The sequence below is a fragment of the Stenotrophomonas sp. DDT-1 genome (genome assembly GCF_001580555.1).
GTDB classification, from domain to species: domain Bacteria; phylum Pseudomonadota; class Gammaproteobacteria; order Xanthomonadales; family Xanthomonadaceae; genus Stenotrophomonas; species Stenotrophomonas sepilia.
The window spans coordinates 39554-63810 of sequence record NZ_LEKR01000003.1; the positions used below are offsets into that span (position 1 = coordinate 39554).

Below are 24257 nucleotides of genomic sequence, written 5' to 3' on the forward strand. Positions count from 1 at the left end.
GAAAACCTGACGATCACATGCGAAGGCGCCCTAGGGCGCCTTTATTGCGTGCGGCCGATAGTGGGGGATGACCACGCATGCATATGAGGCGCTGCTGCGCCTGTTGATGGCGGGAGGCGCACTGGCGCCACGACGGGCCCTGCTGCAGGCCGCGGGCGGTGCGCAAGCCGCCATCGCGCAAGGCCCGGCGAACTGGCGCGCGCACGGCTGCACGCCGGAGCAATGCGCCGCGCTGGAACGTCCCGACGCCCGGGCGTGTGCATCCGCCCTGCGCTGGCTGGAACAGGACAACCATCACCTGCTGCCCTGCACCGATCCGGCCTTTCCACCCTCGTTGCTGGAGGTGCCCAACCCGCCGCTGGCGCTGTTCGTCGCCGGAGACCCCAGCCTGGCCTGGCGCCCGTCGGTGGCGCTGGTCGGCAGCCGTTCCCCCACCCCGGGTGGGCGCGCACTGGCCGCGCGTTTTGCCGGCTGTTTCGTCGAGGCGGGCCTGGCGGTGACCAGCGGCCTGGCCGCAGGCATCGATGCGGCTGCGCACCAGGCCACGCTGGAGGCCGGTGGCTGCACCGTGGCGGTGATCGGCACGGGCCCTGACCGCGCCTATCCGGACAGCCACGCCCGGCTGCAGGCGCGCATCGCCGCCGAGGGCGTGGTGCTCAGTGAGTACCTGCCGGGTACGGCGGCCCGCCCAGGCCACTTCCCCGCGCGCAACCGGCTGGTAGCCGGGCTGGCGCTGGCCACCGTGGTGGTCGAGGCCGCGCAGCGTTCGGGCGCGCTGATCACCGCGCGCCTGGCCGCCGAGGCAGGCCGCGAGGTCTGTGCCCTGCCCGGGTCGGTGCTCAACCCGCGCGCGGCTGGCTGCCACCGCCTGATCCGCGAGGGCGCGGCGCTGGTCGAGCGCCCCGAGGAGGTTCTGGAACTGCTCGCCCCCGCCCTTCGCCAGCAACTGCCGGGCTTGCAATCGCGGCTGGCCACCCCCACTGAACAGGCACTGCCGGCCGTCCTGCCGGCGCGCTGGGCCAACGACCCTGACTACCAGTGCTTGTGGCGAGCCCTGGACCACAACCCAAGCGGTACGGATTCACTGATCACGCGCTGTGGATTGACGGCGTCCCAGGTGTCCTCCATGCTGCTGGCCATGGAACTGGCGGGAATCGTGGTGTGCGTACACGGCCGCTACTGTCGAACTCCCTAGTTTCTTCACCTCCACAGCGTCGCGCGACGCAGGCCGAGGGGCAATGAAAGAGAGCATCCTGGATGTACTGCTGTACCTGTTTGAACACTATTTCAGCGAAGATGCGGACCTGATCCGTGACCGCGATTCGCTGCAGAACGGCCTGATCCAGGCCGGTTTCAGCCCCACCGAGATCAACAAGGCGTTCGACTGGCTCGATGCCCTGGCCGCCCAGCGGCCGAGCGTGGCCCAGGCGCGGGTCGACGGCCCCGTGCGCATCTACCATGGCCCCGAGCTGGACAAGCTGGATGTGGAATGCCGCGGCTTCCTGCTGTACCTGGAACAGCACGGCATCCTCGACGCCGACCAGCGCGAGCTGGTGCTGGACCGGGCGATGGCCCTGGACCAGGACGAACTGGACCTGGACGACCTGAAATGGGTCGTGCTGATGGTGCTGTTCAACCAGCCCGGCTCCGAAGCGGCCTATGCCTGGATGGAGACGCAGATGTTCATGGACGAGCCAGAACCCCTTCACTGACCGTACACTTGGGGGCATAGCGCATTCAGGAGCGTCCCCGTGAGCGAGTGGTTCCATGCAGAAGGCAACCGGCAGCAAGGCCCGCTGCCGGCGGAACAGTTGGTCGAGTTGTTCCGAAACAACCAGATCTCCCTGGACACCCTGGTCTGGCGCGACGGCCTGCCGCAATGGCAGCCCTTGCGCACCGTTGTCGACGAGCTGGGCCTGATCGTGCCGGCGCTGGACGTTGCTGCGCCGGCCCAGCAACCCGAGCCGGAACCGGAACCGGTGGCCCCGCCTCCGCCGCAGCCGCCTGTACTGCCGCCGTCCACGCCCTATGCCACCCAGGCGGCGGCCGGGGTCCTGCCGCCGCCGAAGAAGAAGCTCTCCGGTTGCGCCCTGACCGCGATCATCGGCGGCGGCCTGCTGCTGGTACTGGTACCGATCATGGCCATCCTCGCGGCGATCGCGCTGCCCGCATACAACGACTACACCGTGCGTGCCAGGATCGCGACCGCGGTCAATGCCCTGCAGCCGCTGAAACAGCAGGTGCAGCACTTCGCCGACGATGAAGGCCGCTGCCCCGGCGCCAACGATGCCGGTTTCCCGGCCCCGGGTGACTTCACCCAGGCCGGCCTGTCGGCGGTGAACATCGGCCGCTTCAACAACGGCCACTGTGGCATCGAAGCAACACTGGCCGTGCCCGGCAAGAGCCTCGATGGCGACCTGCTGTGGCTGGAATATGATCGCGACAGCGGCCGCTGGGAATGCAGCGGTGAAAGCGACGACAAGTACCTGCCGACGTCATGCCGCGGCTGAGCCACGCGCACGGCAGCACCTCCAAGGACGATCCAACAGGGAACATGCAATGACTGAGTGGTACTACGCCGTAGGACAGCAACGCCAGGGCCCGCTGTCGGTCCAGGAGATCCGCCAGCGCTTCCAGCGCGGCGAACTGAACCTGGACACCCTGGTCTGGCGCGAAGGCATGGCCCAGTGGGCTGCACTGCGCCAGGTGGTCGATGAACTGGGCCTGCAGACGCTGGCCGACGCCAGCACCGCCACTGCCAGTGGCGGCTTCGACCTGCGCAGCGACTACGCCGCCATCGACAACGGCACTGCGCCGCTGCCTGGCACGGGCGCGCTCAGCAGCTCGCCCTACAACGCCCCGGCCGCCGCCGCTGCCGGTGGCGCGCGGCCGGTGATCGGCGGCGAGGTGGTCTACGCCGGCTTCTGGAAGCGCGTCGCGGCCTACATGATCGACTACTTCGTGCTGGCCGTGCCGGGCGGCATCATCGGCGCCATCATCGGCGTGGTGCTTGGCGCCAGCATGGGCGCGGTGGGCAGTGGCGAAACCTCCATCGAAATCGTCGCGCAGCTGGCCAGCGCGCTGATCAACATGGCCATCGGCGTGGCCTACTACACCTGGTTCCATTCCTCGCCGGGCGGCGCCACGCTGGGCAAGATGGCGGTCGGCATCAAGGTCGTGCGCAGCAACGGTGACCGGCTGACCCGGGGCCGCGCCTTCGGTCGCTACTGGGCCATGCTGCTGAGCAGCTTCACCCTGGGCATCGGCTTCCTGATGGCCGCCTTCACCGAGCGCAAGCAGGGCCTGCACGACATGATCTGCGACACCCTGGTGGTCGACCGCTGGGCCTACACCGACCAGCCGCAGCTGCAGCGCCATGAGCTGGGTACGGTCACCATCGTGATCCTGGTACTGACCGGCCTGCTGACGGTGGCGGGCCTGGTGCTGCTGGTGGCTGCGGTCGGCTTCATCGCCAAGATGGCCTCATGAACGGCCATCCTCACGTCTGGCTGCTTGACAGGGGCTGGCCGGGCGTGATTCCTCTAGTAAGGTGAAACCTGAACGCCCGGCACACTACCGGGCGTTCAGCGTATTGATTTGTCCGTGGCCGCTTCACTAATGCGGCCGTTTGCTCCACCCTAGCGGCCCCTTCCCTGCGGCTCGCCCCACAGACACTGCTGCCATGCCCAAGCACCTGCTCATCGTCGAATCGCCGGCCAAGGCCAAGACGATCAACAAATACCTCGGCAAGGACTACACCGTCCTGGCCTCGTATGGGCATGTGCGTGACCTGATTCCGAAGGAAGGCGCGGTCGACCCGGACAACGGGTTCGCCATGCACTACGACGTGATCGACAAGAACGAAAAGCATGTCGATGCGATCGCCAAGGCCGCCAAGGGCGCCGACGACATCCTGCTGGCAACCGACCCGGATCGCGAGGGTGAAGCGATCAGCTGGCATATCGCCGAGATCCTGAAGGAGCGCGGGCTGGTCAAGGACAAGCCGATGCAGCGCGTGGTGTTCACCGAGATCACCCCGCGGGCCATCAAGGAAGCGATCAGCCAGCCGCGCGCGATCGCCAGCGACCTCGTCGACGCCCAGCAGGCCCGCCGCGCGCTGGACTACCTGGTCGGCTTCAACCTGTCGCCGGTGCTGTGGCGCAAGGTGCAGCGCGGCCTGTCCGCCGGCCGCGTGCAGAGCCCGGCGCTGCGCATGATCGTCGAGCGCGAGGAAGAGATCGAAGCCTTCATCGCCCGCGAGTACTGGTCGATCGCTGCCGAGTGCGCGCACCCGTCCCAGCACTTCAATGCCAAGCTGGTCAAGCTGGACGGGCAGAAATTCGAGCAGTTCACCATCACCGATGGCGACACCGCTGAAGCGGCGCGCATGCGCATCCAGCAGGCCGCGCAGGGTTCGCTGCACGTCACCGACGTGGCCAGCAAGGAGCGCAAGCGCCGCCCGGCGCCGCCGTTCACCACCTCCACCCTGCAGCAGGAAGCCTCGCGCAAGCTCGGCTTCACCACCCGCAAGACCATGCAGGTGGCGCAGAAGCTGTATGAGGGCGTGGCCATCGGCGACGAAGGCACCGTCGGCCTGATTTCGTACATGCGTACCGACTCGGTGAACCTGTCGCAGGACGCGCTGGCGGAAATCCGCGACGTGATCGCCCGCGACTACGGCATCGCCTCGCTGCCGGACCAGCCCAACACCTACCAGACCAAGTCGAAGAACGCCCAGGAAGCGCACGAAGCGGTGCGCCCGACCTCGGCCCTGCGCACGCCGTCACAGGTCGCCCGCTTCCTGACCGACGACGAGCGGCGCCTGTACGAGCTGATCTGGAAGCGTGCGGTGGCCTGCCAGATGATCCCGGCCACGCTCAACACCGTCAGCGTCGACCTGTCGGCCGGCAGCGAACACGTGTTCCGCGCCAGCGGCACCACCGTGGTCGTGCCCGGCTTCCTGGCCGTGTACGAGGAAGGCAAGGACAACAAGAGCGCCGAGGACGAAGATGAGGGCCGCAAGCTGCCCGCGATGAAGCCGGGCGACCGCATCCCGCTGGAACGCATCCTGGCCGAACAGCATTTCACCCAGCCACCGCCGCGCTACACCGAAGCGGCGCTGGTGAAGGCGCTGGAAGAGTACGGCATCGGCCGTCCCTCGACCTACGCCTCGATCATCCAGACCCTGCTGTTCCGCAAGTATGTGGAAATGGAAGGCCGCAGCTTCCGCCCGTCCGACGTGGGCCGCGCGGTGTCCAAGTTCCTGTCCAGCCACTTCACCCAGTACGTGGATTACGACTTCACCGCCAGGCTTGAGGACGAGCTCGATGCCGTCTCGCGCGGTGAGGAAGAATGGATTCCGCTGATGGCCCGTTTCTGGGAGCCGTTCAAGGAACTGGTCGAAGACAAGAAGGAATCGGTCGACCGCGCCGAGGCCAGTGGCGCGCGCGAGCTCGGCACCGACCCCAAGACCGGCAAGCCGGTCAGCGTGCGGCTGGGTCGTTTCGGGCCGTATGCTGCCATCGGCAGCACTGCCGAGGACGCCGAGGAAAAGCCGAAGTTCGCCTCGTTGCGCCCCGGCCAGTCGATGCACACCATCTCGTTGGAAGACGCGCTGGAACTGTTCCTGATGCCGCGCGCGCTGGGCGAGGACAATGGTGAGCCGGTCAGCGTCGGCATCGGCCGCTTCGGCCCGTTCGCCAAGCGCGGCAGCACCTACGCCTCGCTGAAGAAGGAAGACGACCCGTACACCATCGACCTGGCCCGCGCCGTATTCCTGATCGAAGAGAAGGAAGAGATCGCGCGCAACCGGATCATCAAGGAGTTCGAGGGCAGCGACATCCAGGTGCTGAACGGCCGCTTCGGCCCGTACATCAGCGATGGAAAGATGAACGGCAAGATCCCCAAGGATCGCGAGCCGGCCTCGCTGACCCTGGCCGAAGTGCAACAGCTGATGGAAGAAACCGGCAAGCCGGTGCGCAAGGGCTTCGGCGCCAAGAAAGCCGCCACGAAGAAGGCGCCGGCCAAGAAGGCTGCAGTGAAGAAGGAAGCAGCGCCGAAGAAGGCAGCGGCCAGGAAAGCGCCGGCCAAGAAGGCGGTGAAGAAAGCTGCCGCAAAGAAGGCACCGGCGAAGAAGGCCGTCAAGAAGGCCGCTGCGAAGAAGTAGATCCACACCATGCGTGGATGAGGTGGCAAGGTGTGCGGACCAACGGTCCGCACCTACCGTCCGCGCCGACCACCCCTTCTGCACGCAGCGGGGGGATAATGGAGGCCCACGCCGGGCCGGTCGCCGTCATGAAAGAACTCACCCTGAACTCTGCTGTCGCCACGCTCCGCGCCGGTGGCGTGATTGCCTATCCGACCGAAGCGGTCTGGGGCCTGGGCTGCGATCCGTCACATGAAGCCGCGGTGCACGCGGTGCTGCGGCTGAAGCAGCGCCCGATCGAAAAGGGCATGATCCTGGTGGCCGCCGAACTGTCGCAGCTGGAGGGCTGGGTCCGCCTGCAGGCATTGCCCGACGCCCGCCAGCGCGCGGTGCTGGCCAGCTGGCCGGGCGCCAACACCTGGATCCTGCCGGCCGGTCCGCACGCGCAGCCCTGGGTCACCGGCGAACACAGCGGTATCGCGGTGCGCATCAGCGCCCACCCGCTGGTCGCCGCCCTGTGCCGCGCCTGGGGTGGCCCGCTGGTTTCCACCAGCGCCAACCTGGCCGGTGAACCGCCGGCCCGCAGCCGTGCCGAGCTCGATCCGCGCCTGCTGCGCCTGCTCGATGGCCTCCTCGACGGCGAGACCGGCGGCCTGGCCCAGCCAACCCCGATCCGCGACGCGCTCAGCGGCAACGTACTGCGCTCCTGAACCGACGATTGCACTGCCGCGGACAATCACGCACCCTGCCGCCATGAACCTGCTGCGCACCGCCCTGGGCCTGTGCCTGTTGCTGCCATGGACCGCACCCGCCGCCGAGGACGTGCGCGTGTACCGCTGTGTCGCCAGCAACGGCGCCGTGGCCCTGCAGGACAAGCCATGCAGCAGTGGCCGGCAGGAAGTGCGTGACCTGCAGCGCCCGCGCGACCCGGCCCCCCGGGTGGTGCGCAGCGACGCGGCACCCGCCCGGCCGGACGAGGTTCCGGTGATGCGTGATCGTGAGGTCCGCCACGTCTACCTCCAGCCACCACAACCGTTGTACGAGTGCGTAAGCGACGACGGTCGCCGCTACACCAGCGACAACAACGAGGGCAATCCGCGCTGGGTGCCGTTGTGGACCAGCGTCTGGCTCCCGCACGGGCACCACGGCCCGGTCCATCCCGGCCCACGCCCGGCCTTCGGCACGCCGGTCGGCACCCCCATCGGTGAAGGAACCGGCTACCGGCCGCCAGCGGTGGGTGTCGGTGTACAGGTTCCGGCCGGCAGCGTGCTGGTCCGCGACAGCTGCCATGCGCTGCCGCCACAGGAAGTCTGCGCGCGCCTGCGCGACCGCCGCTGGGAACTGGACCGCCGCTACAACAGCGCGCTGCAGAGTGAACGCACCGCCATCAGCAACGAACAGCGTGGCATCGACGCGCGCCTGTCGCGCGACTGCGGACGCTGAGCGCAGCACCTGCCGTGGCATGTACGCTGTGCGCATGAAGAACCTGATCTGGCTGGCCCTGGGCCTGTTCGCCGGCAACGCAGTGGCCGACGACGGGGTGATCTACCGCTGCACCTCCAGCAACAGCGATGTGCCCACCCTGCAACGTACGCCCTGCCCTGCCGGCAGCAAGCAGCAGGTGGTGCGGATTCCGGCCGCTGCCAGTGCGTCGCCCACGCCGGCCCCTGTGCCGTCGCCACCCGCACCGGCGGCGGCGGGTATGCCGCCGGCTTCCGCGCCCAGCCCCCGCCGCCCCGGCGAAGGACGCACGATCATGGAAGCCGGCATGGTCGAACGCGAAGGCGGCGATCTGATACTCGACAGTGCATCGCTGCCACGCCAGGCCGATGCCGCGCCGGACAGCAATGCGCCGCCGAAGCCGCCGCTGCCGCCTATCTTCCAGTGCACCGACGGCCAGGGCGGTGGCTACCTGCACGAATACGAAGCTGCCCCCGGCCGCTGCGAACTGATGACCGTGCAGGGCCTGGGCGGCGCCACACCGGTCAACGCTGCAGGCTGCGAAGTGGTGCGCGACCGCTGCGAGGAACTGCCGGACGCGCAGCGCTGCAGCAGCTGGCAGCAACGCTTCCGCGACGCACGTGGCCGCGAGCGGTTCGCCTCACCGGAGAACCGCGACAAGGCCCGGGGGGAACGCGAACGGTTGCAGGGCGTGCTGGAGGCCAGCAACTGCCCGGTACCGGGGTGACTGCCATGCGGCAGTGCCGGCCGCTGGCCGGCGCTACCCCTCGGAAGATCAGAACCCGTAGCGCAGGAAACCACCATCCACTGCGATGCACTCGCCGGTGACATAGCTGGCCGCCGGCAGGCACAGGAAGCCTACCGCGGCAGCCACTTCCTCCGGCTCGCCGATGCGACGCATCGGCGTGCGGTTGATCACTTCCTCGTAGTAGTCCGGGTCCGACAACGGACCGGACGTGCGCCGCGTGCGGATGTACCAGGGCGCCACCGCGTTGACCCGGATGCCATCCTCCGCCCACTCGACGGCCAGGTTGCGGGTCATCTGGTGCATCGCGGCCTTGGTCATGCCATAGACCACGCCACTGCGCACGTGGGTCAGGCCGGATACGCTGCCGACGTTGACGATGGATGACGACGCATGCCGCGCCAACAGGGGGTGCGCGTAGCGCGACAGCTCGAAGGCCGAGAACAGGTTGGTCTCGAAGATCTTGCGCCATTCGTCCTCGGAATACTCCGTGGCCGCCTTGGTGACGTTGCCACCGGCGTTGTTGACCAGGATGTGCAGGCCATCGCTGTGGTCCTCCACCCAGTCCAGGATCTGCCGGCGGTCCTCGTCATCGGAGACATCGGCAGCCAGGGCGTGCACCTGGTGCTGCGGATACACGTCCAGCAGTTCGTCGCGCGCCGTCTCCAGCATATCGATGTCACGGCCCACGATCATCAGGTCGGCGCCGAGGCCGGCCAGTTCGTGCGCGATGGCCAGGCCAATGCCGGCGCTGGCGCCCGTAATCAGGGCAGTCTGGCCGTCCAGGCGCCACCGTTGCTGGGTCATGTGTCCTCCGGGGCCGCGCCCGCTGTGTTTCGATGCCGCAAGGATACGCGCTCACGGCAGGGCGTTGCCGGAGATGCGACACTGCGAGAACGCCCACCGCGGAGTACCGCCATGCGCATCCTGATCCTGTTCTTGTCCCTGCTGGCCATCGTGCTGCTGGTGGCCTGCCAGCGTCGGCCGACGCCGAATCCGGAGAAGCCACCGGTACCCAAGGCGATGTCGCGTGCGATGCAGGAGCCGCTGGACCGCGCCAAGGGCGCGCAGAAGGCCGTGGATGAAGCCGCCGCTCGCGAGCGCAAGGCCGAGGTCGACGCGGCGCAATGACGAGTGGCCTATGGGGTCAGAGCCCTTTGCGAAGCCAAGGGATCCGACCCCATGAACGAGAACGCCCGGCCAAGGCCGGGCGTTTCGCTGTCCAGTAGTTCCACGCCCTGCGTGGATGGCTTCCGTCAGAACCCGCAGAAGCAGTAAGCAAGCGCCTTCACCGGTGCGCCATTGCCCTTCTCGCGGGCCGCGTTCTCGACAAAGCGCAGCTGCGTATCCACTTCCGGCATCGTGCGTGCCAGCATCATCCGTGCCATGCCCGAATCGGACAGCATCCAGGCACCGGCGCGGCTGCCGGCGAAACCGCTGACGAACTGTGCGAACGGCGTGGCCGCCTTCTCGATGTAGCGCACGCGATAAGCGTCGGCCTTGCCCAGCTTGGCACGGCTGGCAGCGTCGGCCACGGCATCCTTCAGGCCACCGAAGGCATCGACCAGGCCCCGTTCCTTGGCCTGCGCACCGCTCCACACGCGGCCGCGAGCCACCTCGTCCACCGCCTCGACCGGCTTCTTGCGGGCGTCGGCGACGCGGCCGGTGAAGTCGGCGTAGCCCTTGTTGATCACCGACTGGATGACCTGGCCCACGGCCGGATCCATCGGGCGGGTGACATCGAATGCACCGGCGAAACGGGTGGTGCCGACACCATCGGTGTGCACGCCGATCTTGTCCAGCGCGCGGCTGAAGTTCGGCACCATGCCGAAGATGCCGATCGAACCGGTGATGGTCGACGGATCGGCGTAGATGCGATCGGCATTCATGCTGATCCAGTAGCCGCCGGAGGCAGCCAGGTCGCCCATCGACACCACCACCGGCTTGCCGGCGGCCTGCAGCGCCACCACTTCACGGCGGATCTGCTCGGAGGCGAACACCTCACCGCCCGGCGAATCGACGCGCAGCACCACAGCCTTCACGTTGTCGTCGTCGCGCGCGGCGCGCAACAGCGCTGAGGTCGACTCGCCGCCGATGCGGCCGGCCGGCAGGTCGCCACCGCTGATCTCGCCGGCAGCCACCACCACGGCCACCTGCGGACGCGAGTCCACCGGGTTGCGGCGCGCGTCGAGCAGGGCCAGGTAACGCCCGAAGTCGACGTTGCGGAAACCACCGTCGGCGTCTTCGTCGGCCACGCCGCGCTCGATCATCAGATCCTCGAACTCCTCGCGGGTCTTCAGCGCGGTCACCAGCTTCTGCTGCAGCGCGAACTTGGCCAGGTCGCCACCGGCGGCGGCAATGCCTTCCGGCAGCGTGTCGATGCCGGCAGCCAGCTGCGCCGGATCCAGGCGGCGCGCCTTGGCGATGTCGCCCAGATAGCGCTGCCACACATCGTTCATCCAGAACAGGTCGGCTTCCTTGGAGGCCGGCGACGCGGCGTCGAGCACGTACGGTTCGGCCGCGGACTTGTACTCGCCCACCTTGAACAGGTGCACGTCCACGCCCAGCTTGTCCTGCAGGCCGGTGCGGAAGTACTGGCGGTAGCGGCCGAGGCCTTCGAGCACGACCGAACCCATCGGGTCCAGGTAGACCTCGTCGGCCTGCGCGGCCAGCAGGTACTGCGACTGGCCCATGCTCTCGCTGTAGGCCACCAGCTGCTTGCCGGAGGCACGCAGATCCTGCAGCGCGGCGGCCACTTCGCGCAGCGAAGCGAAGCCGGACGGCTGCAGCTTGTCCAGCTCCAGCACCACGCGCTCGATCTTCTTGTCGTCCTTGGCCGACTCGATCACCCGCAGCAGATCGCGCAGCTGGATCTCTTCGGCACCGTTGTCACCCACCGCCTTGGCCAGTGCGCGGCTGACCGGATCGGCACTGAACTGCTCGACCAGGCGGCCCTCCGGCGCGATCACCAGGGTGGTGCGGTCCTGCAGCGACTTGCTGGCACCGGCGCCCATGCCGGCGGCGATGACGAACATCACCAGCAGCAGGAACAGCAGGCCGAAGAACACCAGGTTGAGGATCAACCGGCGGGTGAAGTTCATGACGTCCCACAGCCCGATGAAGAAACTGGCGACGGGGTTGCGACGCGCCGGGGGCAGCGGGGGCACGGGTTGATTCATGGAACGCTCCGGATGGCTTCTTGCCGTGGTACCAGCATAGCCGGTGCCGCGTGATGCGGCATCGGACACAAGTCAGGGGATCGCCCGCCATGGGTCGGCATGGCGGGCAGGAAGATCAGGACAGCGCGGACTGCCCGATGCGCTGGCTGCTGCGGCGCAGGCGCCAGCCCATCAGGATGGCAGCGGCAGTCAGGCCGACGATCAGGCCGATCCACATGCCCTGCGGGCCCATGCCCAGCCCCAGGCCGAGCCCGGCGCCGAGCGGCATGCCCAGGCCCCAGTACGCGAACATGGCGATGAACATCGGCACGCGGGTGTCCTTGAGGCCGCGCAGCGCACCCGCCGACAGCACCTGGATGCCGTCCGGGAACTGGAAGGTGGCCGCGTACAGCAGCAGGGTCGAGGCCAGGCCGGCCACTGCCAGGTCGTTGGTGTACACACCGACGATGGCATCGTGGCCGAACAGCAGCACCGCCGCTGACAACGTCTGCGTGCCCATGATGATCGCGTAGCCGGCCCAGGCCGCACGCCGCACGCCGAAGCCGTCACCACGGCCGACCGCATGGCCGACGCGCACGGTGGTGGCCTCGGCCACGCCCATCGGGATCATGAAGCACAGCTGCGCGACGTTGATCGCGATCTGGTGTGCCGCCGCTTCATTGGCGCCCAGGCGGCCGATCAGCAAGGCGGTGACGATGAACAGGCCACCTTCCATCAACACGGTGATGCCGATCGGCAGGCCGGTACGCAGCAGCTCCCAGATCGCCTTCCAGCGCGGTCCCTCGAAGTGCGAGAACAGCTGCAGATGGGCGAAGCGCTTGGTCCGCCACAGATACAGGGCGAATGCGGTTGCCTGCAGCCACATCATCACCGCCGAAGCGATGCCCAGGCCCTCGGCCCCCAACTCCGGGAAGCCGAGCTTGCCATTGGCCAGCACGTAGCCCATCGGTGCCAGCACCAGCAGGCCACCGAAGCCGAGCAGCATGGTCGGCAACGTCCAGTGCATGCCCTCGCTGAGATAACGCATGCAGAAGTACAGGGTCAGCGCCGGGCCACCCCAGCGCACCGCATGCAGGAACGCGGTCGCCCCCGGCACGATGTCCGGCGCGATGCCGAAGGCCGGCAGCAGCGGCGGCACCACGGTGAGGAAGGTGAACATGATCAGCCCCAGCCCCAGCGCCAGCCACAGTGCCTGGCGGAACAGCGGGCCGATCTCGCGCTCGCGGCCGGCGCCGTGCAGCTGCGACACCGAAGCGGTGAGCGAGATCAGGGTGCCGATCGGAATCAGCATCGGCAGCCACAACAGCGCCGTACCGATGGTGACTGCGGCAAGGGTCGCCGTAGCGTGGTGGCCGGCAATCACGTTGTCGACGAAGGAGATCAGACCGGTGGACACATGGCCCAGCACGAGCGGCAGGGCGAGCAGACCGGTGGCGCCGACTTCCTTGCTGAAGCGCGGCGTGGAGGTTGCAGTAGACATAAGGTGCTTGACGCGAACTGCGGTTGCGCGCGAAGGGCACAGGCACCGGGTTGCGGGCGCTCATCTTACGCGGGCGGCGCCTGCATTCCCATGACATGGCGTGAATGCTGGGTTTCAGCCGCCCCACACAAAAAAGGGGGCGGAGGGGATTAAGTCGTTTCAGGCCCGTCAGTGCCGGATGCGACTTAATCCCCTCCGTCCCCTTTTCTACTGGCCGGCCTGGCGCTTCAGCCAGCTGTCGCGCTCGGCGGCGGGCACGGCGAGGAAGGCGCTGCGTACCGTGTCGCGTTCCTGCGGCGGCGTGCGCTGCGCGACCAGGGCCAGCTGGGCCAGCTGCGCCGGGTTGAGCTGGCGCAGCACGGCCAGCGCGGTCTCGCGTTGCTCCGGTGGCACGAATCCGAACAGTCCGTGCAGCTTGGGGAATTCAAGGCCCAGCTGCGGGCCCAGCCGCCATCCGGCGCGGAACGCCTGATCCTGCGCCTGGAATTGCTGCCGCATGCGCTGCTGTTGATCGGCCGGCAGCGAATTGAAGCGCGCAGCCGCCTGACGGATGCGCTCGCGCTCTGCTTCCGGCAATGCGCGCCAGGCGGCGTAGTCGGCACGGCGCTGTCGCTGCTGCTGCGTATCCAGCTGGGCGAATTCGGCAGGTGCTGTTGCAGCGGCCGACGCCGGCGTGGCCGGCGAACTGCCCGGAACTGGTGGCGGCAACGGCACGCTCAACGGCTGCGGTGCGGCGGACAGCGACAGCGGCAGGGCCAGCAGCAGGCTGGCGAGCACGGACTTATTCATCGGCGGCAGCAGTTTCCAGCGTGGCACTGGCCGGCTCCGGCCGGCTCGGCTTGGCTTGCGATTCATCCACCGGCAGCGGGCCGCCCGCGGCAGTCCACGCGTACAGGTCGGCATCGGCGACCAGCGGGTAGTCGCGGTCTGCCAGCATCGCTGCGTCATCATTGGCTTGCGCCTGGCCCGCGTCCGGTGCGGCGTCGACCCTGCTCGGTGGCAGGGCTTCCACGGTCACCGGACCGGCTTCGGCCACCACGCCCTCCGGCAAGGGTGCATCGCTGCCGAACGAATGTCCCTGCAGGTGGCGCCAACCCAGCGCCGCGGCCAGCAGTACCGCCACGGTCACCAGCAGGATCAGCGGACCGCGCCAGCGCGGCCTGGCATTCGCGCGGCGGCGCTTGCCGTTGGCGGCCGCACGCTCGTCGCGCTGCGGTGCGCGCCAGCTGGAGGCCGGTGCTTCATTGTGGGTGGTGGGTGCGGCCGGCTGCTGGAGCTGCTGCAGGCGCGCGGCCGGCAGGTCACGGACACGGGCCTGTACCTGCTCGGCCAACTGGCGCCAGGCCACGGCATCGGGCCGGCCCTGGGCATCACGCGGGCAGGCATCGGCCAGCAGGTGCTGGTAGCCGGCCTCGTCCTGGTCGAGCACGCGCATGGCGATGCCCTCGTCCAGGCTGCCGCCCACCCGCAGCAGCAGCGCCAGTCGAGGAAGTGGCGGCATCGCGCCCAACGCGGCCAACGACGGCGCCCACTGCCCGCCCGCCGGCTCGCGCAGCGCCTGGCGCTGGCCCAGCAAGGTCCAGAAACGGGTCGGCCATTGCGCCATCGGCAGGTCGCTGGCGACCGCCGCAAACGCGCGCATCACTGCCACCAGGGTCTGCTCGGCACGGGCGGCATCGCCGCACTGCAGTTCAGCCACCACCAAGGCGCGGCGTTCGACGCCACGCAGGAACGCCGACAGCGCGCCGGCCGCGGTCGAGGAAACAGGGGCGGGCACAGCCGTCATCGGTCACTCCAAAGGTCTGCCGGCATGATAGCGGCAGCCCATCGGCCCCCGTAGGACTTGCGCCCACAGGCACTTCGTGCTGCAGGTTGTGCACAGCACCACGCTCCCCGCGCGGGAAATTGCGGCATGCAGCTGAATTCACTCTGTTTCAGCAATGTTTCACACTCAAGCTGTTGATTTTGAATGCCTTTTAAGTGTGGCGATTTTTTGACCAACCCAAGCGTGAGCTCGTCGCCATCGGCCTCCTGGGTTGCCGTCGACCGGTAACGCACAACGTTATCCACAGAACATGTGGATAAGACTGAATCTCCAATGGACACCGATATTTAGGTGACATTTATGATTCAACGGTCGTGCCCGGGCACCTCTGCCCCCTGCCATTCGCGCGCGCATGGCCCGTTACACTGGCCCGATGCTTTCGCCCATTCCGACCCTGCAGGTCGCCCTGCCCGTCCCCCTGCCCCGCCTGTTCGACTACCTGTCGCCGGAGGGCGATGGCCCCACGGCCGCGGTCGGCTGCCGCCTGAAGGTGCCGTTCGGCAACCGCGAGCTGGTCGGCGTGGTGGCAGGCCACGGCCAGACCGACGACGGCCAGGGACTGCGCCAGGCGCTGGCCTGGTGCGACCGGCAGCCGCTGCTGCAGGGCGAACTCTGGCAGAGCCTGCAGTGGCTGGCGCGCTACACCCATGCGCCACTGGGTGAGGTGCTGAGCACCGCCCTGCCCGGACCGCTGCGCCATGGCGAGGCCCTGCCCGACACCCACCACTGGGGTTGGCAGCTGACCACCGAAGGCCACGCCCAGCGCGAAAAGCTGCGCGCCGGCAGCCGTCCGCGGCAGCTGGCCGAGCTGCTGGCCGGAGCGATCGTGGATGAGGACGTGCTCGGCGAACGCATGGCCGACTGGCGCGCCGCTGCACGCAGCCTGGCCAAGCGCGCGCTGGCCGAGCGCGTGGCGATGACGGTGGCACCGCAGCATGCGCAGCCGCTGCCCGGCCCCACGCTCAACCCGGACCAGGCCGGGGCGGTGGCTGCGATCAACGCTGCCGACGGCTTCCAGCCGTTCCTGCTGGACGGCGTGACCGGCAGCGGCAAGACCGAGGTCTACCTGCAGGCGATCATCCATTGCCTGGCGCAGGGCAGGCAGGCGCTGGTGCTGGTGCCGGAAATCGGCCTGACCCCGCAGACCCTGGCACGTTTCCGCGGCCGCCTCGGCATCGCCGTGCACGCCTTGCATTCGGGGTTGAACGACAACGAGCGCGCGCGCGTCTGGGCGGCCGCCTCACGTGGCGAAGCACGGGTCATCGTCGGCACCCGCTCGGCGGTGTTCACGCCATTGCCGCAGGCCGGCCTGCTGATCGTCGACGAGGAACACGACGGCAGCTACAAGCAACAGGACGGCATCCGTTACCACGCGCGCGATTTTGCCCTGGTCCGGGCCAAGGCACTGGGCATTCCGGTACTGCTCGGCAGCGCCACCCCTTCGCTGGAAACGCTGCACAACGCCTACGCAGGGCGCTACACGCACCTGCGCCTGAAGCAGCGCGCCGGCGATGCACGGCCACCGCGCGTGCGCATCCTCGATGTACGCAAGCGGCCGCTGCACGATGGCCTCTCGGCCGATGTGCTGGCCGGCATCGGCGAACACCTGCAGCGTGGCCAGCAGGTGCTCGTGTTCAAGAACCGCCGCGGCTACGCACCGGTGCTGCTGTGCCACGACTGCGGCTGGACCGCGCCGTGCCAGCGCTGCGATGCGCCGATGACCGTGCATGGCGGCGGCCGACGCCTGCAGTGCCACCACTGTGGCGCGCGCCAACCGGCGCCGTTGGCATGCCCGGCCTGCGGCAGCCTGGCGCTGCAGCCGCAGGGCATCGGCACCGAACGCCTGGAAGAACACCTCACCGCCGCCTTCACCGATTTCCCGGTGGTACGCATCGACCGTGGCACCACCTCACGCCGCGATGCGCTGGAACAGCAGCTGGCGAAACTGGGCGACCAGCCCGGCATCCTGGTCGGCACGCAGATCCTGGCCAAGGGCCATGACCTGCCGAAGCTGACCCTGGTGGTGGTGGTGGGCATCGACGAAGGCCTGTTCTCCGCTGACTTCCGCGCCAGTGAGAAACTCGCGCAACAGCTGATCCAGGTGGCCGGTCGCGCCGGGCGCGCACGTGACCCCGGCGAGGTCTGGCTGCAGACCCATCACCCGGGTCACCCGCTGCTGGAAACCCTGGTGAGCGGTGGCTACCACCCGTTCGCGCAGGCCGAGTTGAACCAGCGGCAAGCCGCAGGATTCCCGCCATTCGCGCACCTGGCGTTGATGCGTGCTGAAGCGCAGCAGGTGGAGCATGCCAATGCGTTCCTGCTGGCTGCGCGGCAGTTGCTGGGCGAGCAGAACGTGGTGGAGGCGTACGGCCCGATGCCGGCGCCGATGCCGCGGCGCGCGGGCTACCAGCGCACACAGCTGCTGCTGTCGGCGCCGCAGCGGCCACCCTTGCATGGCGTGCTCGCGCAGCTGGTGCCGCAGCTTTATGCGCTGCCGGAAGCACGCAAGGTGCGCTGGTCGCTGGATGTGGATCCAACGGACCTGTATTGATCCCGTAGAGCACTGCCGAGCATGGCTCGGCACTACCGTAGAGCCGAGCCGTGCTCGGCTGCGTTTCAGTACCGGGCAGTGCTTACGTCAGCGGCGACATCACGCCGCGCTGGTAGGCCGGCCGCTCGCGCAGGCGCGCATACCAATCCGCCAGGTGCGGAAGCTCCGGTCGCTGGATCGGCAGTTCGAACCAGGCATAGACCAGCGAGCCCAGCGGGATGTCGCCCATCGCGAACGTCTCGCCCGACAGCCACGGCTGCCTGGCCAGGGTGGCGTCGGCCATCGCCAGGTAGTCACCGGCGCGCACGATGGCGGCATTGATCCGCGCTTCATCGCGGTCGGCCGGCGCGGTGCGCATGATGCCCCAGACCAGGTCGCTGTACAGCGGCGCCATCCGCGAAGTGCTCCAGTCCATCCACTTCTCGGCCTGGGCGCGCTCCATCGGGTCTGCGGCGTACAGCGTGCCCAGCGCATAGCGCGCGCTCAGGTAGCGCACGATGGCGTTCGATTCCCACAGCGGCAGGCCGTGGTCTTCGATCACCGGCACCAGGCCGTTGGGATTCATCGCCTGGTACTCCGGCGTCTGCGTGCCGCCGTGGCTGCCGCCGACCTCGATGGATTCGTACGGCAGGCCGATTTCCTCGGCACACCACAGCACCTTGCGGACGTTGCTGGAATTGCGGCGGCCCCAGATCTTCAACATGCGGGTTTCCTTTGCTGGCAATGCGAGCGGCAACGATACGCCTGATCGTTACGGGTGTGTGCGTGCCGGATGCGGGATCGGGCGCCTGCGCGCTGCCGGCCAGCGGCCGGCACTACCGGTTCTTTTTTGGCAGCGCGCGCACGTAGGACGACTTGCCATCCTTCTTCAGTTCGAACAGGCCGATCGCCGCCAGCAGGTCGCTGAGCTTGCCGTAGCCATAGTTGCGCGGATCGAACGAGGCCTGATTGCCGATCTGGCTGCCGACCGGGCCGAGGTGCGACCAGCCATCCTCACCCTCGGCCGCGGACACCGCACGGCGCAGCATCTTCACCAGCCGGGTGTCACTGCGCATTTCCGCACCGCTCTTGCGCGGACGCGCATCGTCGTTGGCCACCGGCTCGTTCGAGGCCTGCTCGCTGGACGCCTGTTCGGCATCCGGCACGCTGGCATGGGTCTGGCCCAGTGCCTCCAGGTAGGTGAACTTCGAGCACGCATTGACGAATGGCTCGGGCGTCTTCTTCTCGCCGAAGCCATATACCTTCACGCCATCGGTCAGCAGGCGCATCACCATCGGGGTGAAGTCCGCATCGCTGGAGACGATGGCGAAGCCATCAAGGTTGCGCGCGTACAGCAGGTCCATGGCATCGATCACCATCGCCATGTCCGAAGCGTTCTTGCCCTTGCTGTAGGCGAACTGCTGGATCGGGCGGATCGCATACTCATGCAGCACCGCTTCCCACCCCTTCAGTCGCGGGCTCTTCCAGTTGCCGTAGGCACGGCGCACGTTGGCCACGCCGTAGCGGGCGACTTCCGCCAGGACCTCGTCGATCTTCGAGGCCGGCGCATTGTCGGCGTCGATCAACAGGGCGATGCGCTTTTCCGGTTCGCTCATGGGCTCCTCACGGGCCGTTGCCTGAACCCGAGTATCGCCGATCCGGGCAGGCGCTGACGTGACAGGTGGCCGCCGTGCGAAGATGCCAGGCGCTTCCCCCGATGCCCCCACTGGAGTGAGTCGATGAGTCGCGAACGCGTTCCCCACCTGGTCGTTGTCGGCGGCGGTTTTGCCGGTCTCTGGGCCACCCGTGCCCTGGCCCGCGAGCGCATACGCATCACCCTGGTCGATCGCCGCAACCATCACCTGTTCCAGCCGCTGCTGTACCAGGTGGCCACCGCCGGCCTGTCCGCGCCGGATATCGCCGCACCGCTGCGCCACATCCTCGGCCACCAGCGCAATGTGGAAGTCCGCCTCGGCGAAGTGGTGGCCATCGACAAGCAGGCGCGGCAGATCCGCATGGCCGATGGCAGCACGCTGGACTACGACAGCCTGCTGCTGGCCACCGGCGCCACCCACGCCTACTTCGGCAACGATCAGTGGGCCGACGATGCGCCCGGGCTGAAGACGCTGGACGATGCCATCGCACTACGCCGCAAGCTGCTGCTGGCGTTCGAGCGTGCCGAGGCCGAACCGGACCCGGCGAAGAAGGCGGCGTGGCTGAGTTTCGCCATCGTCGGTGGTGGTCCCACCGGCGTCGAACTGGCCGGCACCCTGGCCGAGATCGCGCGCCACACGCTGCGCAACGAATTCCGCCACATCGACCCGGCCAGCGCCAGGGTGCGGCTGGTCGAGGCTGGGCCGCGCGTGCTGTCCTCGTTCCCGGATGTGCTTTCGCTGAAGGCGCGCCGCCAACTTGAAAAACTGGGCGTGGAAGTGCTGACCGGAACCCCGGTGAGCGACATCGACAGCCAGGGCTTCAAGCTCGGCGAACAGTTCATACCGGCGCGCACCGTGGTCTGGGCCGCCGGCGTGGCCGCTTCACCGCTGGCGCGCACGCTGGACGTGCCACTGGACCGCGCCGGACGCGTGCCGGTGCAACCGGACCTGACCCTGCCCGATCACCCGGAGCTGTTCGTGGCCGGCGACCTGGCCGCATTGAGCCAGGCCGACGGCAAGCCGGTTCCCGGTGTGGCACCGGCCGCCAAGCAGATGGGCAAGTACGTGGCCGAGGTGATCCGCGCACGGCTGCACGGCAAGCCCGAGCCCGGTCCGTTCAAGTACGCCGACTACGGCAACCTGGCCACCATCGGCCGCATGGCCGCCATCGTGCACCTGGGCCGACTGCAGCTGTCGGGCGTGCTGGCGTGGTGGTTCTGGCTGGCCGCGCACGTGTTCTTCCTGATCGGCTTCCGCAACCGCATCGTGGTGCTGCTGAACTGGGCGGTGGCGTACTGGAGCTACCAGCGCAGTGCGCGCATCATCTTCGGTGATGACCAGGATGACCGGCGGCCGAGGCGGTAGGAGCGCACGCATGCTCCTGTAGCGCCGAGCCATGCTCGGCTGCACTTCGCGCGGATTGCAGAAGCCGAGCATGGCCTCGGCTCTACGGCGCCTTCGGTTTCGGGTACCACAACGCGTTGACGATGACCCAGCGCTGGTCGAAGCGCCCCATGTGGAAGTAATCGACGAACCACGGGGTCTCCAGCCGCACCGAGGCCGCGTTGCCGGTCACGTCCAGCACCGTGCAGCGACGATCCCATTGATCCTTCGGGGTCTTCAACGCGCCCTGCTTCGTCAGCGAGACCAGCTCTTCCTTCGACATCCGGCGCAGGCCCAGCCGTTCGTCGGGTGTATCGCCGAGCACAGCGCGCTTGGCCAGGTCCGGATGCAGGGAACGGGCGACCCGCTGCGGGTCGGCCTCCAGCTGGCCATCGACGTAGTCGTGGCAGGTGGCTTCGATGGCCGCGATCGTGGTGGCGTCGGCAGTGGGGCTGGCTGCTGCAGAAAGCGCGAACAACAGGGCAACGGTGGACATCCGGGTCTCCAGCGCTGAGGGCTGGGCGATCATGGCATGGCCGGGTGCACCCCATCCACGCATGGCGTGGATCTACCGGCGATGTTGTAGAGCCGAGCCCATGCTCGGCTGATGCTTGTCGCCGAGTCCAGCAGCCGAGCGTGGGCTCGGCTCTACAGAAGCGCAGGATCCAACGCCTGCAGCCAGGCCAGCTTGCGTTCGCGGGGCTGCTGCTTCAGTTGCCACTCGGCCCGCGAGGCGGCGGCCCGGTCCGGGTATTCGCGCACGGCCAGCACGCGCAGCGGTGGCCGGGCCCGGGTGTAGCGCGCGCCCTTGCCGGCCTGGTGGGCGGCGAAACGCGCGTCCACGTCGGTGCTGATGCCGGCGTAATAGCTGCCATCGCGGCATTCGAGCAAGTACAGGAACCACGGGCGGAGGGACGGGGCCATGCCTGGATTATGCCGTGCTGCACTGCAGCGGATATACTGGCGCCCGAATGCAGGAGAGTGGCGCCGCGCTGGCGCCCGCCGAAGGCGCAGGCTCCCATGATCGCTCAGGCCGGTGGGCTGGAATCCCACCAACCATGCATTCGACTCGCCGAGCTGGAGAGAGGTCACCGGGCACGCCCGGGACGATCCGCCGAAGGGGCACGCGGCCAACGCCGCTGAACTCTCAGGCAAAAGGACAGCGGGAGCGGCACCGGTCATCGTCATCCCGTCATTGCGCAGGCAGTGGCGGTAGTCGCGCATGGCCGGCCCCACCGCGCCCGGAGCCTGTTCCATGCTGCTGTCCATCATCTACCTGATTGCCATTTCCGCCGAAGCCATGACCGGTGCACTGTCTGCCGGCCGCCGCCGCATGGACCTGTTCGGAGTGGTCATGATCGCCTGTGTCACTGCCCTCGGTGGTGGATCACTGCGCGACATCCTGCTCGGCCACTATCCGCTGGGCTGGGTGAAGCATCCCGAATACCTGGGGTTCACCGTATGCGCGGCGCTGATCGCCACCTGGGTGGCACGCTGGATGCACCACTTCCGCCGCACCTTCCTGGTGCTCGATGGCCTGGGCCTGATCGCCTTCACCCTGATCGGCTGCTCGATTGCGCGCGAGGCCGGCCATGCGATGCCGATCGTGCTGATCGCCGGCATGCTGACAGGCGCGTTCGGCGGCGTGCTGCGCGACATCCTCTGCAACGAGGTGCCGCTGATCTTCCAGAAGGAGCTGTACGCGATCATCGCGCTGCTGACCGGCGCGGCGTATCTGTTGCTGCTGCACTGGGGCGTGGCCGACGCCACCGCGATCCTGTGCTGCCTCGGCGGCGGCTTCGCGCTGCGCCTGCTGGCGATCCACTACCGCTGGGAAATGCCGAAGTTCGTGTACCACGACGAAGTGCATTGAACGATAGCGTGTTCGCCGGGCATGGCCCGGCGCTACCCTTCGCGCCCTGCACCACCCCGGCGATGTACCTGGCGCTGTCGCTCATGCGCAGCGCCAGGCGCATCGCCGGTGCAGATGGGCCGGTCTCCAACTCCGGCCGGCCCTGATCGCGGCCGCACCCCCGCAGGCGCTGGCCGCCATCCACACACGTGCCGCCATCAGGCGGCTTCATTCACGCTGCTTCGGACACCTTCACTTCACGACGGGCACGCACGGCCGCAGCCAGTCGCTCCAGCACCGTCACGGTGGTGTCCCAGTCGATACAGCCATCGGTGATGCTCTGCCCGTAGACCAGCGGCTGGCCTTCCACCAGTTCCTGGCGGCCCCCGACCAGATGGCTCTCGATCATCACGCCCACGATGCGCTGTTCGCCGTCTTCCATCTGAGCGGCGATGTCGTCGATCACCTTCGGCTGGTTCTCCGGGTTCTTCAGGCTGTTGGCATGGCTGGCATCGATCATCAGGCGCGCCGGCAGCTTGGCCTTGGCCAGCACCTGGCAGGCCTCAGCCACGCTGCCAGCGTCGTAGTTCGGTTGCTTGCCACCGCGCAGGATCACATGGCAATCCGGGTTGCCGGTGGTCGACACGATGGCAGTGCCACCCTGCTTGGTGACCGACAGGAAATGATGCGGGTTGGATGCCGCACCCACCGCGTCGGCGGCGATCTTCACGTTGCCATCGGTGCCGTTCTTGAAGCCGACGGGGCACGACAGCCCCGAAGCCAGCTCGCGATGCACCTGGCTTTCGGTGGTGCGTGCGCCGATCGCGCCCCATGCCACCAGGTCGGCGATGTACTGCGGCGAGATCACATCGAGGAATTCAACACCGGCCGGCAGGCCGAGCTTGTTGATGTCGCGCAGGAGGCCACGGGCGATGCGCAGGCCCTTGTCGATCCTGAAGCTGCCGTCCAGGTCCGGGTCGTTGATCAGGCCCTTCCAGCCCACCGTGGTGCGCGGCTTCTCGAAGTACACGCGCATGACGATTTCCAGCTCGCCAGCCAGCGCGTCGCGCAGCGGCTTCAGGCGCTGGGCGTACTCGATGGCGGCCTTCGGGTCGTGGATCGAGCACGGGCCCACCACCACCGCCAGGCGGTCGTCACGGCCGTGCAGGATCTGGTGCAGGGCCGCGCGCGAGGCGCTGACGGTGTCGGAGGCTTCATCGTCACAGGGCAGCATCGCCAGCAGCTGGGCAGGCGGTGTCAGCGGTTCGATGGTGCGGATACGCAGGTCGTCGGTGTGCGGGGGCATTGCAGGAGATCTCCGGAACGTTGGGGGTCCCCAGCGTGGCGGCATGAAAAAAGCCGCCAGGTTCGCTGGCGGCTTTCGGGAATGCGTCTGAAGCTTTCTTCAGGGTGAGCGCAGTCCTTCCTCCGCCAGTGGCTTCGGAAAGTAATACCAGTAAAAGCGGGTAGCGGCTGCGTTCATGGGATCTATTGATAGCACAGCTTTTGCGCAGTGCAAAATGTTTCATCCGCAACTGGGGGCGCGGTTCAGTGATGCGCCTGACCGCGCAGCCCACGCGGTGGCCGCCGTGCAAGGTCGCTCATCTGCCATGCACTTCCACGTCCAGCAGCAGGCCTTCGTGGATGTCGGCCCAGCGCTCCAGCACGCGGTCCAGCTCCTGCCGGGCCTCGTCCAGCTGCTCGGGATTGAGCAGGGAACGGGTGGTGTAGAGATCGGACACCAGCCGGCGCAGTACCGCTTCCGGGATGGCCACCGAGGGCCCTTCCATCTGCGGCAGCTGCAGTGCCGGCGTATCGCCCTGCGGGCCGTACAGCGTTACCTGGAGCGTGCTCTGCATGATCAACTTCCCTGCGGATGGACATGGGCAATGTCCTGTTTACCGCGTCCGGGTGACAGACGCATGTGCCATGCGCCTCCGGAGGCGCTGTTACAAGGCGGCCAGAGCGGTGTAGAGCTCGATGAGGGTGTAGGACATGGAAG

The 24257-nt window shown here is 68.0% G+C and carries 23 protein-coding genes and 2 riboswitches; of the genes, 12 read left to right on the forward strand and 11 right to left on the reverse strand.

Translation table 11 applies throughout. The features are described 5' to 3' along the window. Positions 1-67: 67 nt before the first annotated feature. From dprA to AB839_RS02260, 8 genes are all read left to right on the forward strand, one after another. Complete coding sequence (gene dprA, locus AB839_RS02225) at positions 68-1195, forward strand: DNA-processing protein DprA (RefSeq protein ID WP_061478132.1); 1128 nt, start codon at positions 68-70, stop codon at positions 1193-1195. A gap of 43 nt (positions 1196-1238) precedes the next feature. After that, positions 1239-1712, forward strand: a complete 474-nt coding sequence (locus AB839_RS02230; RefSeq protein ID WP_005419622.1) for a DUF494 family protein — start codon at positions 1239-1241, stop codon at positions 1710-1712. A 39-nt stretch (positions 1713-1751) separates the two neighbouring features. After that, positions 1752-2510, forward strand: coding sequence for a pilin (locus AB839_RS02235; protein ID WP_053496977.1), 759 nt, complete (start codon positions 1752-1754; stop codon positions 2508-2510). Positions 2511-2559: 49 nt separating this feature from the next. Continuing rightward, complete coding sequence (locus AB839_RS02240) at positions 2560-3489, forward strand: RDD family protein (RefSeq protein ID WP_061478133.1); 930 nt, start codon at positions 2560-2562, stop codon at positions 3487-3489. Between the two features lie 193 nt (positions 3490-3682). Beyond that, positions 3683-6166 (forward strand): DNA topoisomerase I, encoded by a 2484-nt coding sequence (locus tag AB839_RS02245; protein WP_061478134.1) that lies wholly within the window; start codon positions 3683-3685, stop codon positions 6164-6166. A gap of 98 nt (positions 6167-6264) precedes the next feature. Beyond that, entirely contained in the window at positions 6265-6855 is a 591-nt protein-coding gene (locus tag AB839_RS02250) for a Sua5/YciO/YrdC/YwlC family protein (RefSeq protein WP_005419629.1), read from the forward strand. Between the two features lie 43 nt (positions 6856-6898). Further along, on the forward strand, positions 6899-7588 hold the full coding sequence (locus tag AB839_RS02255; protein ID WP_061478135.1) for a hypothetical protein: 690 nt from the start codon (positions 6899-6901) through the stop codon (positions 7586-7588). Positions 7589-7622: 34 nt separating this feature from the next. Then, positions 7623-8333 carry a hypothetical protein gene (locus AB839_RS02260; protein ID WP_061478208.1) on the forward strand — a complete coding sequence of 237 codons (711 nt, stop codon included), beginning with the start codon at positions 7623-7625 and terminating at the stop codon, positions 8331-8333. Positions 8334-8381: 48 nt separating this feature from the next. Here the strand turns inward: AB839_RS02260 and AB839_RS02265 are convergent, their stop codons facing one another. Beyond that, a complete protein-coding gene (locus AB839_RS02265) occupies positions 8382-9158 on the reverse strand; it encodes an SDR family oxidoreductase (protein WP_014038643.1) in 777 nt (258 codons plus the stop codon). 111 nt (positions 9159-9269) lie between these two features. On the opposite strand from AB839_RS02265, the gene AB839_RS02270 reads away from it, so the two are divergent. Continuing rightward, positions 9270-9482, forward strand: coding sequence for a hypothetical protein (locus AB839_RS02270; protein ID WP_061478136.1), 213 nt, complete (start codon positions 9270-9272; stop codon positions 9480-9482). A 125-nt stretch (positions 9483-9607) separates the two neighbouring features. Here the strand turns inward: AB839_RS02270 and sppA are convergent, their stop codons facing one another. The 4 genes from sppA to AB839_RS02290 all read right to left on the reverse strand — a co-directional run bounded on the left by sppA (position 9608) and on the right by AB839_RS02290 (position 14796). Then, entirely contained in the window at positions 9608-11530 is a 1923-nt protein-coding gene (sppA, locus tag AB839_RS02275; RefSeq protein ID WP_061478137.1) for a signal peptide peptidase SppA, read from the reverse strand. Between the two features lie 115 nt (positions 11531-11645). Beyond that, complete coding sequence (locus tag AB839_RS02280) at positions 11646-13010, reverse strand: MATE family efflux transporter (protein WP_005419642.1); 1365 nt, start codon at positions 13008-13010, stop codon at positions 11646-11648. A gap of 207 nt (positions 13011-13217) precedes the next feature. Continuing rightward, on the reverse strand, positions 13218-13799 hold the full coding sequence (locus tag AB839_RS02285; RefSeq protein ID WP_032954564.1) for a DUF3106 domain-containing protein: 582 nt from the start codon (positions 13797-13799) through the stop codon (positions 13218-13220). Then, on the reverse strand, positions 13792-14796 hold the full coding sequence (locus tag AB839_RS02290; RefSeq protein ID WP_061478138.1) for a hypothetical protein: 1005 nt from the start codon (positions 14794-14796) through the stop codon (positions 13792-13794). Before AB839_RS02290 ends, AB839_RS02285 begins: the two co-directional genes overlap by 8 nt. Before the next feature lie 412 nt (positions 14797-15208). Between AB839_RS02290 and AB839_RS02295 the strand changes: the two genes are divergently transcribed. After that, entirely contained in the window at positions 15209-17386 is a 2178-nt protein-coding gene (locus AB839_RS02295) for a primosomal protein N' (protein ID WP_061478209.1), read from the forward strand. Between the two features lie 82 nt (positions 17387-17468). Here the strand turns inward: AB839_RS02295 and AB839_RS02300 are convergent, their stop codons facing one another. Together AB839_RS02300 and AB839_RS02305 are read right to left on the reverse strand one after the other, a co-directional pair. Continuing rightward, the gene (locus AB839_RS02300) at positions 17469-18089 is read right to left on the reverse strand and encodes a glutathione S-transferase (protein ID WP_061478139.1); all 621 of its coding nucleotides are present in this window, start codon (positions 18087-18089) and stop codon (positions 17469-17471) included. Positions 18090-18201: 112 nt separating this feature from the next. After that, positions 18202-18981 (reverse strand): NYN domain-containing protein, encoded by a 780-nt coding sequence (locus AB839_RS02305; RefSeq protein ID WP_049470953.1) that lies wholly within the window; start codon positions 18979-18981, stop codon positions 18202-18204. Between the two features lie 123 nt (positions 18982-19104). On the opposite strand from AB839_RS02305, the gene AB839_RS02310 reads away from it, so the two are divergent. Next, complete coding sequence (locus tag AB839_RS02310) at positions 19105-20385, forward strand: NAD(P)/FAD-dependent oxidoreductase (RefSeq protein ID WP_061478140.1); 1281 nt, start codon at positions 19105-19107, stop codon at positions 20383-20385. An 82-nt stretch (positions 20386-20467) separates the two neighbouring features. On the opposite strand, the gene AB839_RS02315 is transcribed toward AB839_RS02310, so the two are convergent. Both AB839_RS02315 and AB839_RS02320 read right to left on the reverse strand, forming a co-directional pair. Beyond that, the gene (locus AB839_RS02315; protein WP_061478141.1) at positions 20468-20899 is read right to left on the reverse strand and encodes a nuclear transport factor 2 family protein; all 432 of its coding nucleotides are present in this window, start codon (positions 20897-20899) and stop codon (positions 20468-20470) included. 152 nt (positions 20900-21051) lie between these two features. After that, positions 21052-21327 (reverse strand): GIY-YIG nuclease family protein, encoded by a 276-nt coding sequence (locus AB839_RS02320; protein WP_061478142.1) that lies wholly within the window; start codon positions 21325-21327, stop codon positions 21052-21054. 40 nt (positions 21328-21367) lie between these two features. Beyond that, positions 21368-21457: riboswitch (glycine riboswitch) on the forward strand. Between the two features lie 13 nt (positions 21458-21470). Then, positions 21471-21574: riboswitch (glycine riboswitch) on the forward strand. An 84-nt stretch (positions 21575-21658) separates the two neighbouring features. On the opposite strand from AB839_RS02320, the gene AB839_RS02325 reads away from it, so the two are divergent. Further along, on the forward strand, positions 21659-22276 hold the full coding sequence (locus AB839_RS02325; protein ID WP_005411215.1) for a trimeric intracellular cation channel family protein: 618 nt from the start codon (positions 21659-21661) through the stop codon (positions 22274-22276). A gap of 211 nt (positions 22277-22487) precedes the next feature. Here the strand turns inward: AB839_RS02325 and AB839_RS02330 are convergent, their stop codons facing one another. After that, the gene (locus tag AB839_RS02330) at positions 22488-23561 is read right to left on the reverse strand and encodes a 3-deoxy-7-phosphoheptulonate synthase (protein ID WP_049411859.1); all 1074 of its coding nucleotides are present in this window, start codon (positions 23559-23561) and stop codon (positions 22488-22490) included. Positions 23562-23856: 295 nt separating this feature from the next. Further along, a complete protein-coding gene (locus AB839_RS02335; RefSeq protein ID WP_005419663.1) occupies positions 23857-24114 on the reverse strand; it encodes a hypothetical protein in 258 nt (85 codons plus the stop codon). Positions 24115-24257 lie beyond the last annotated feature (143 nt).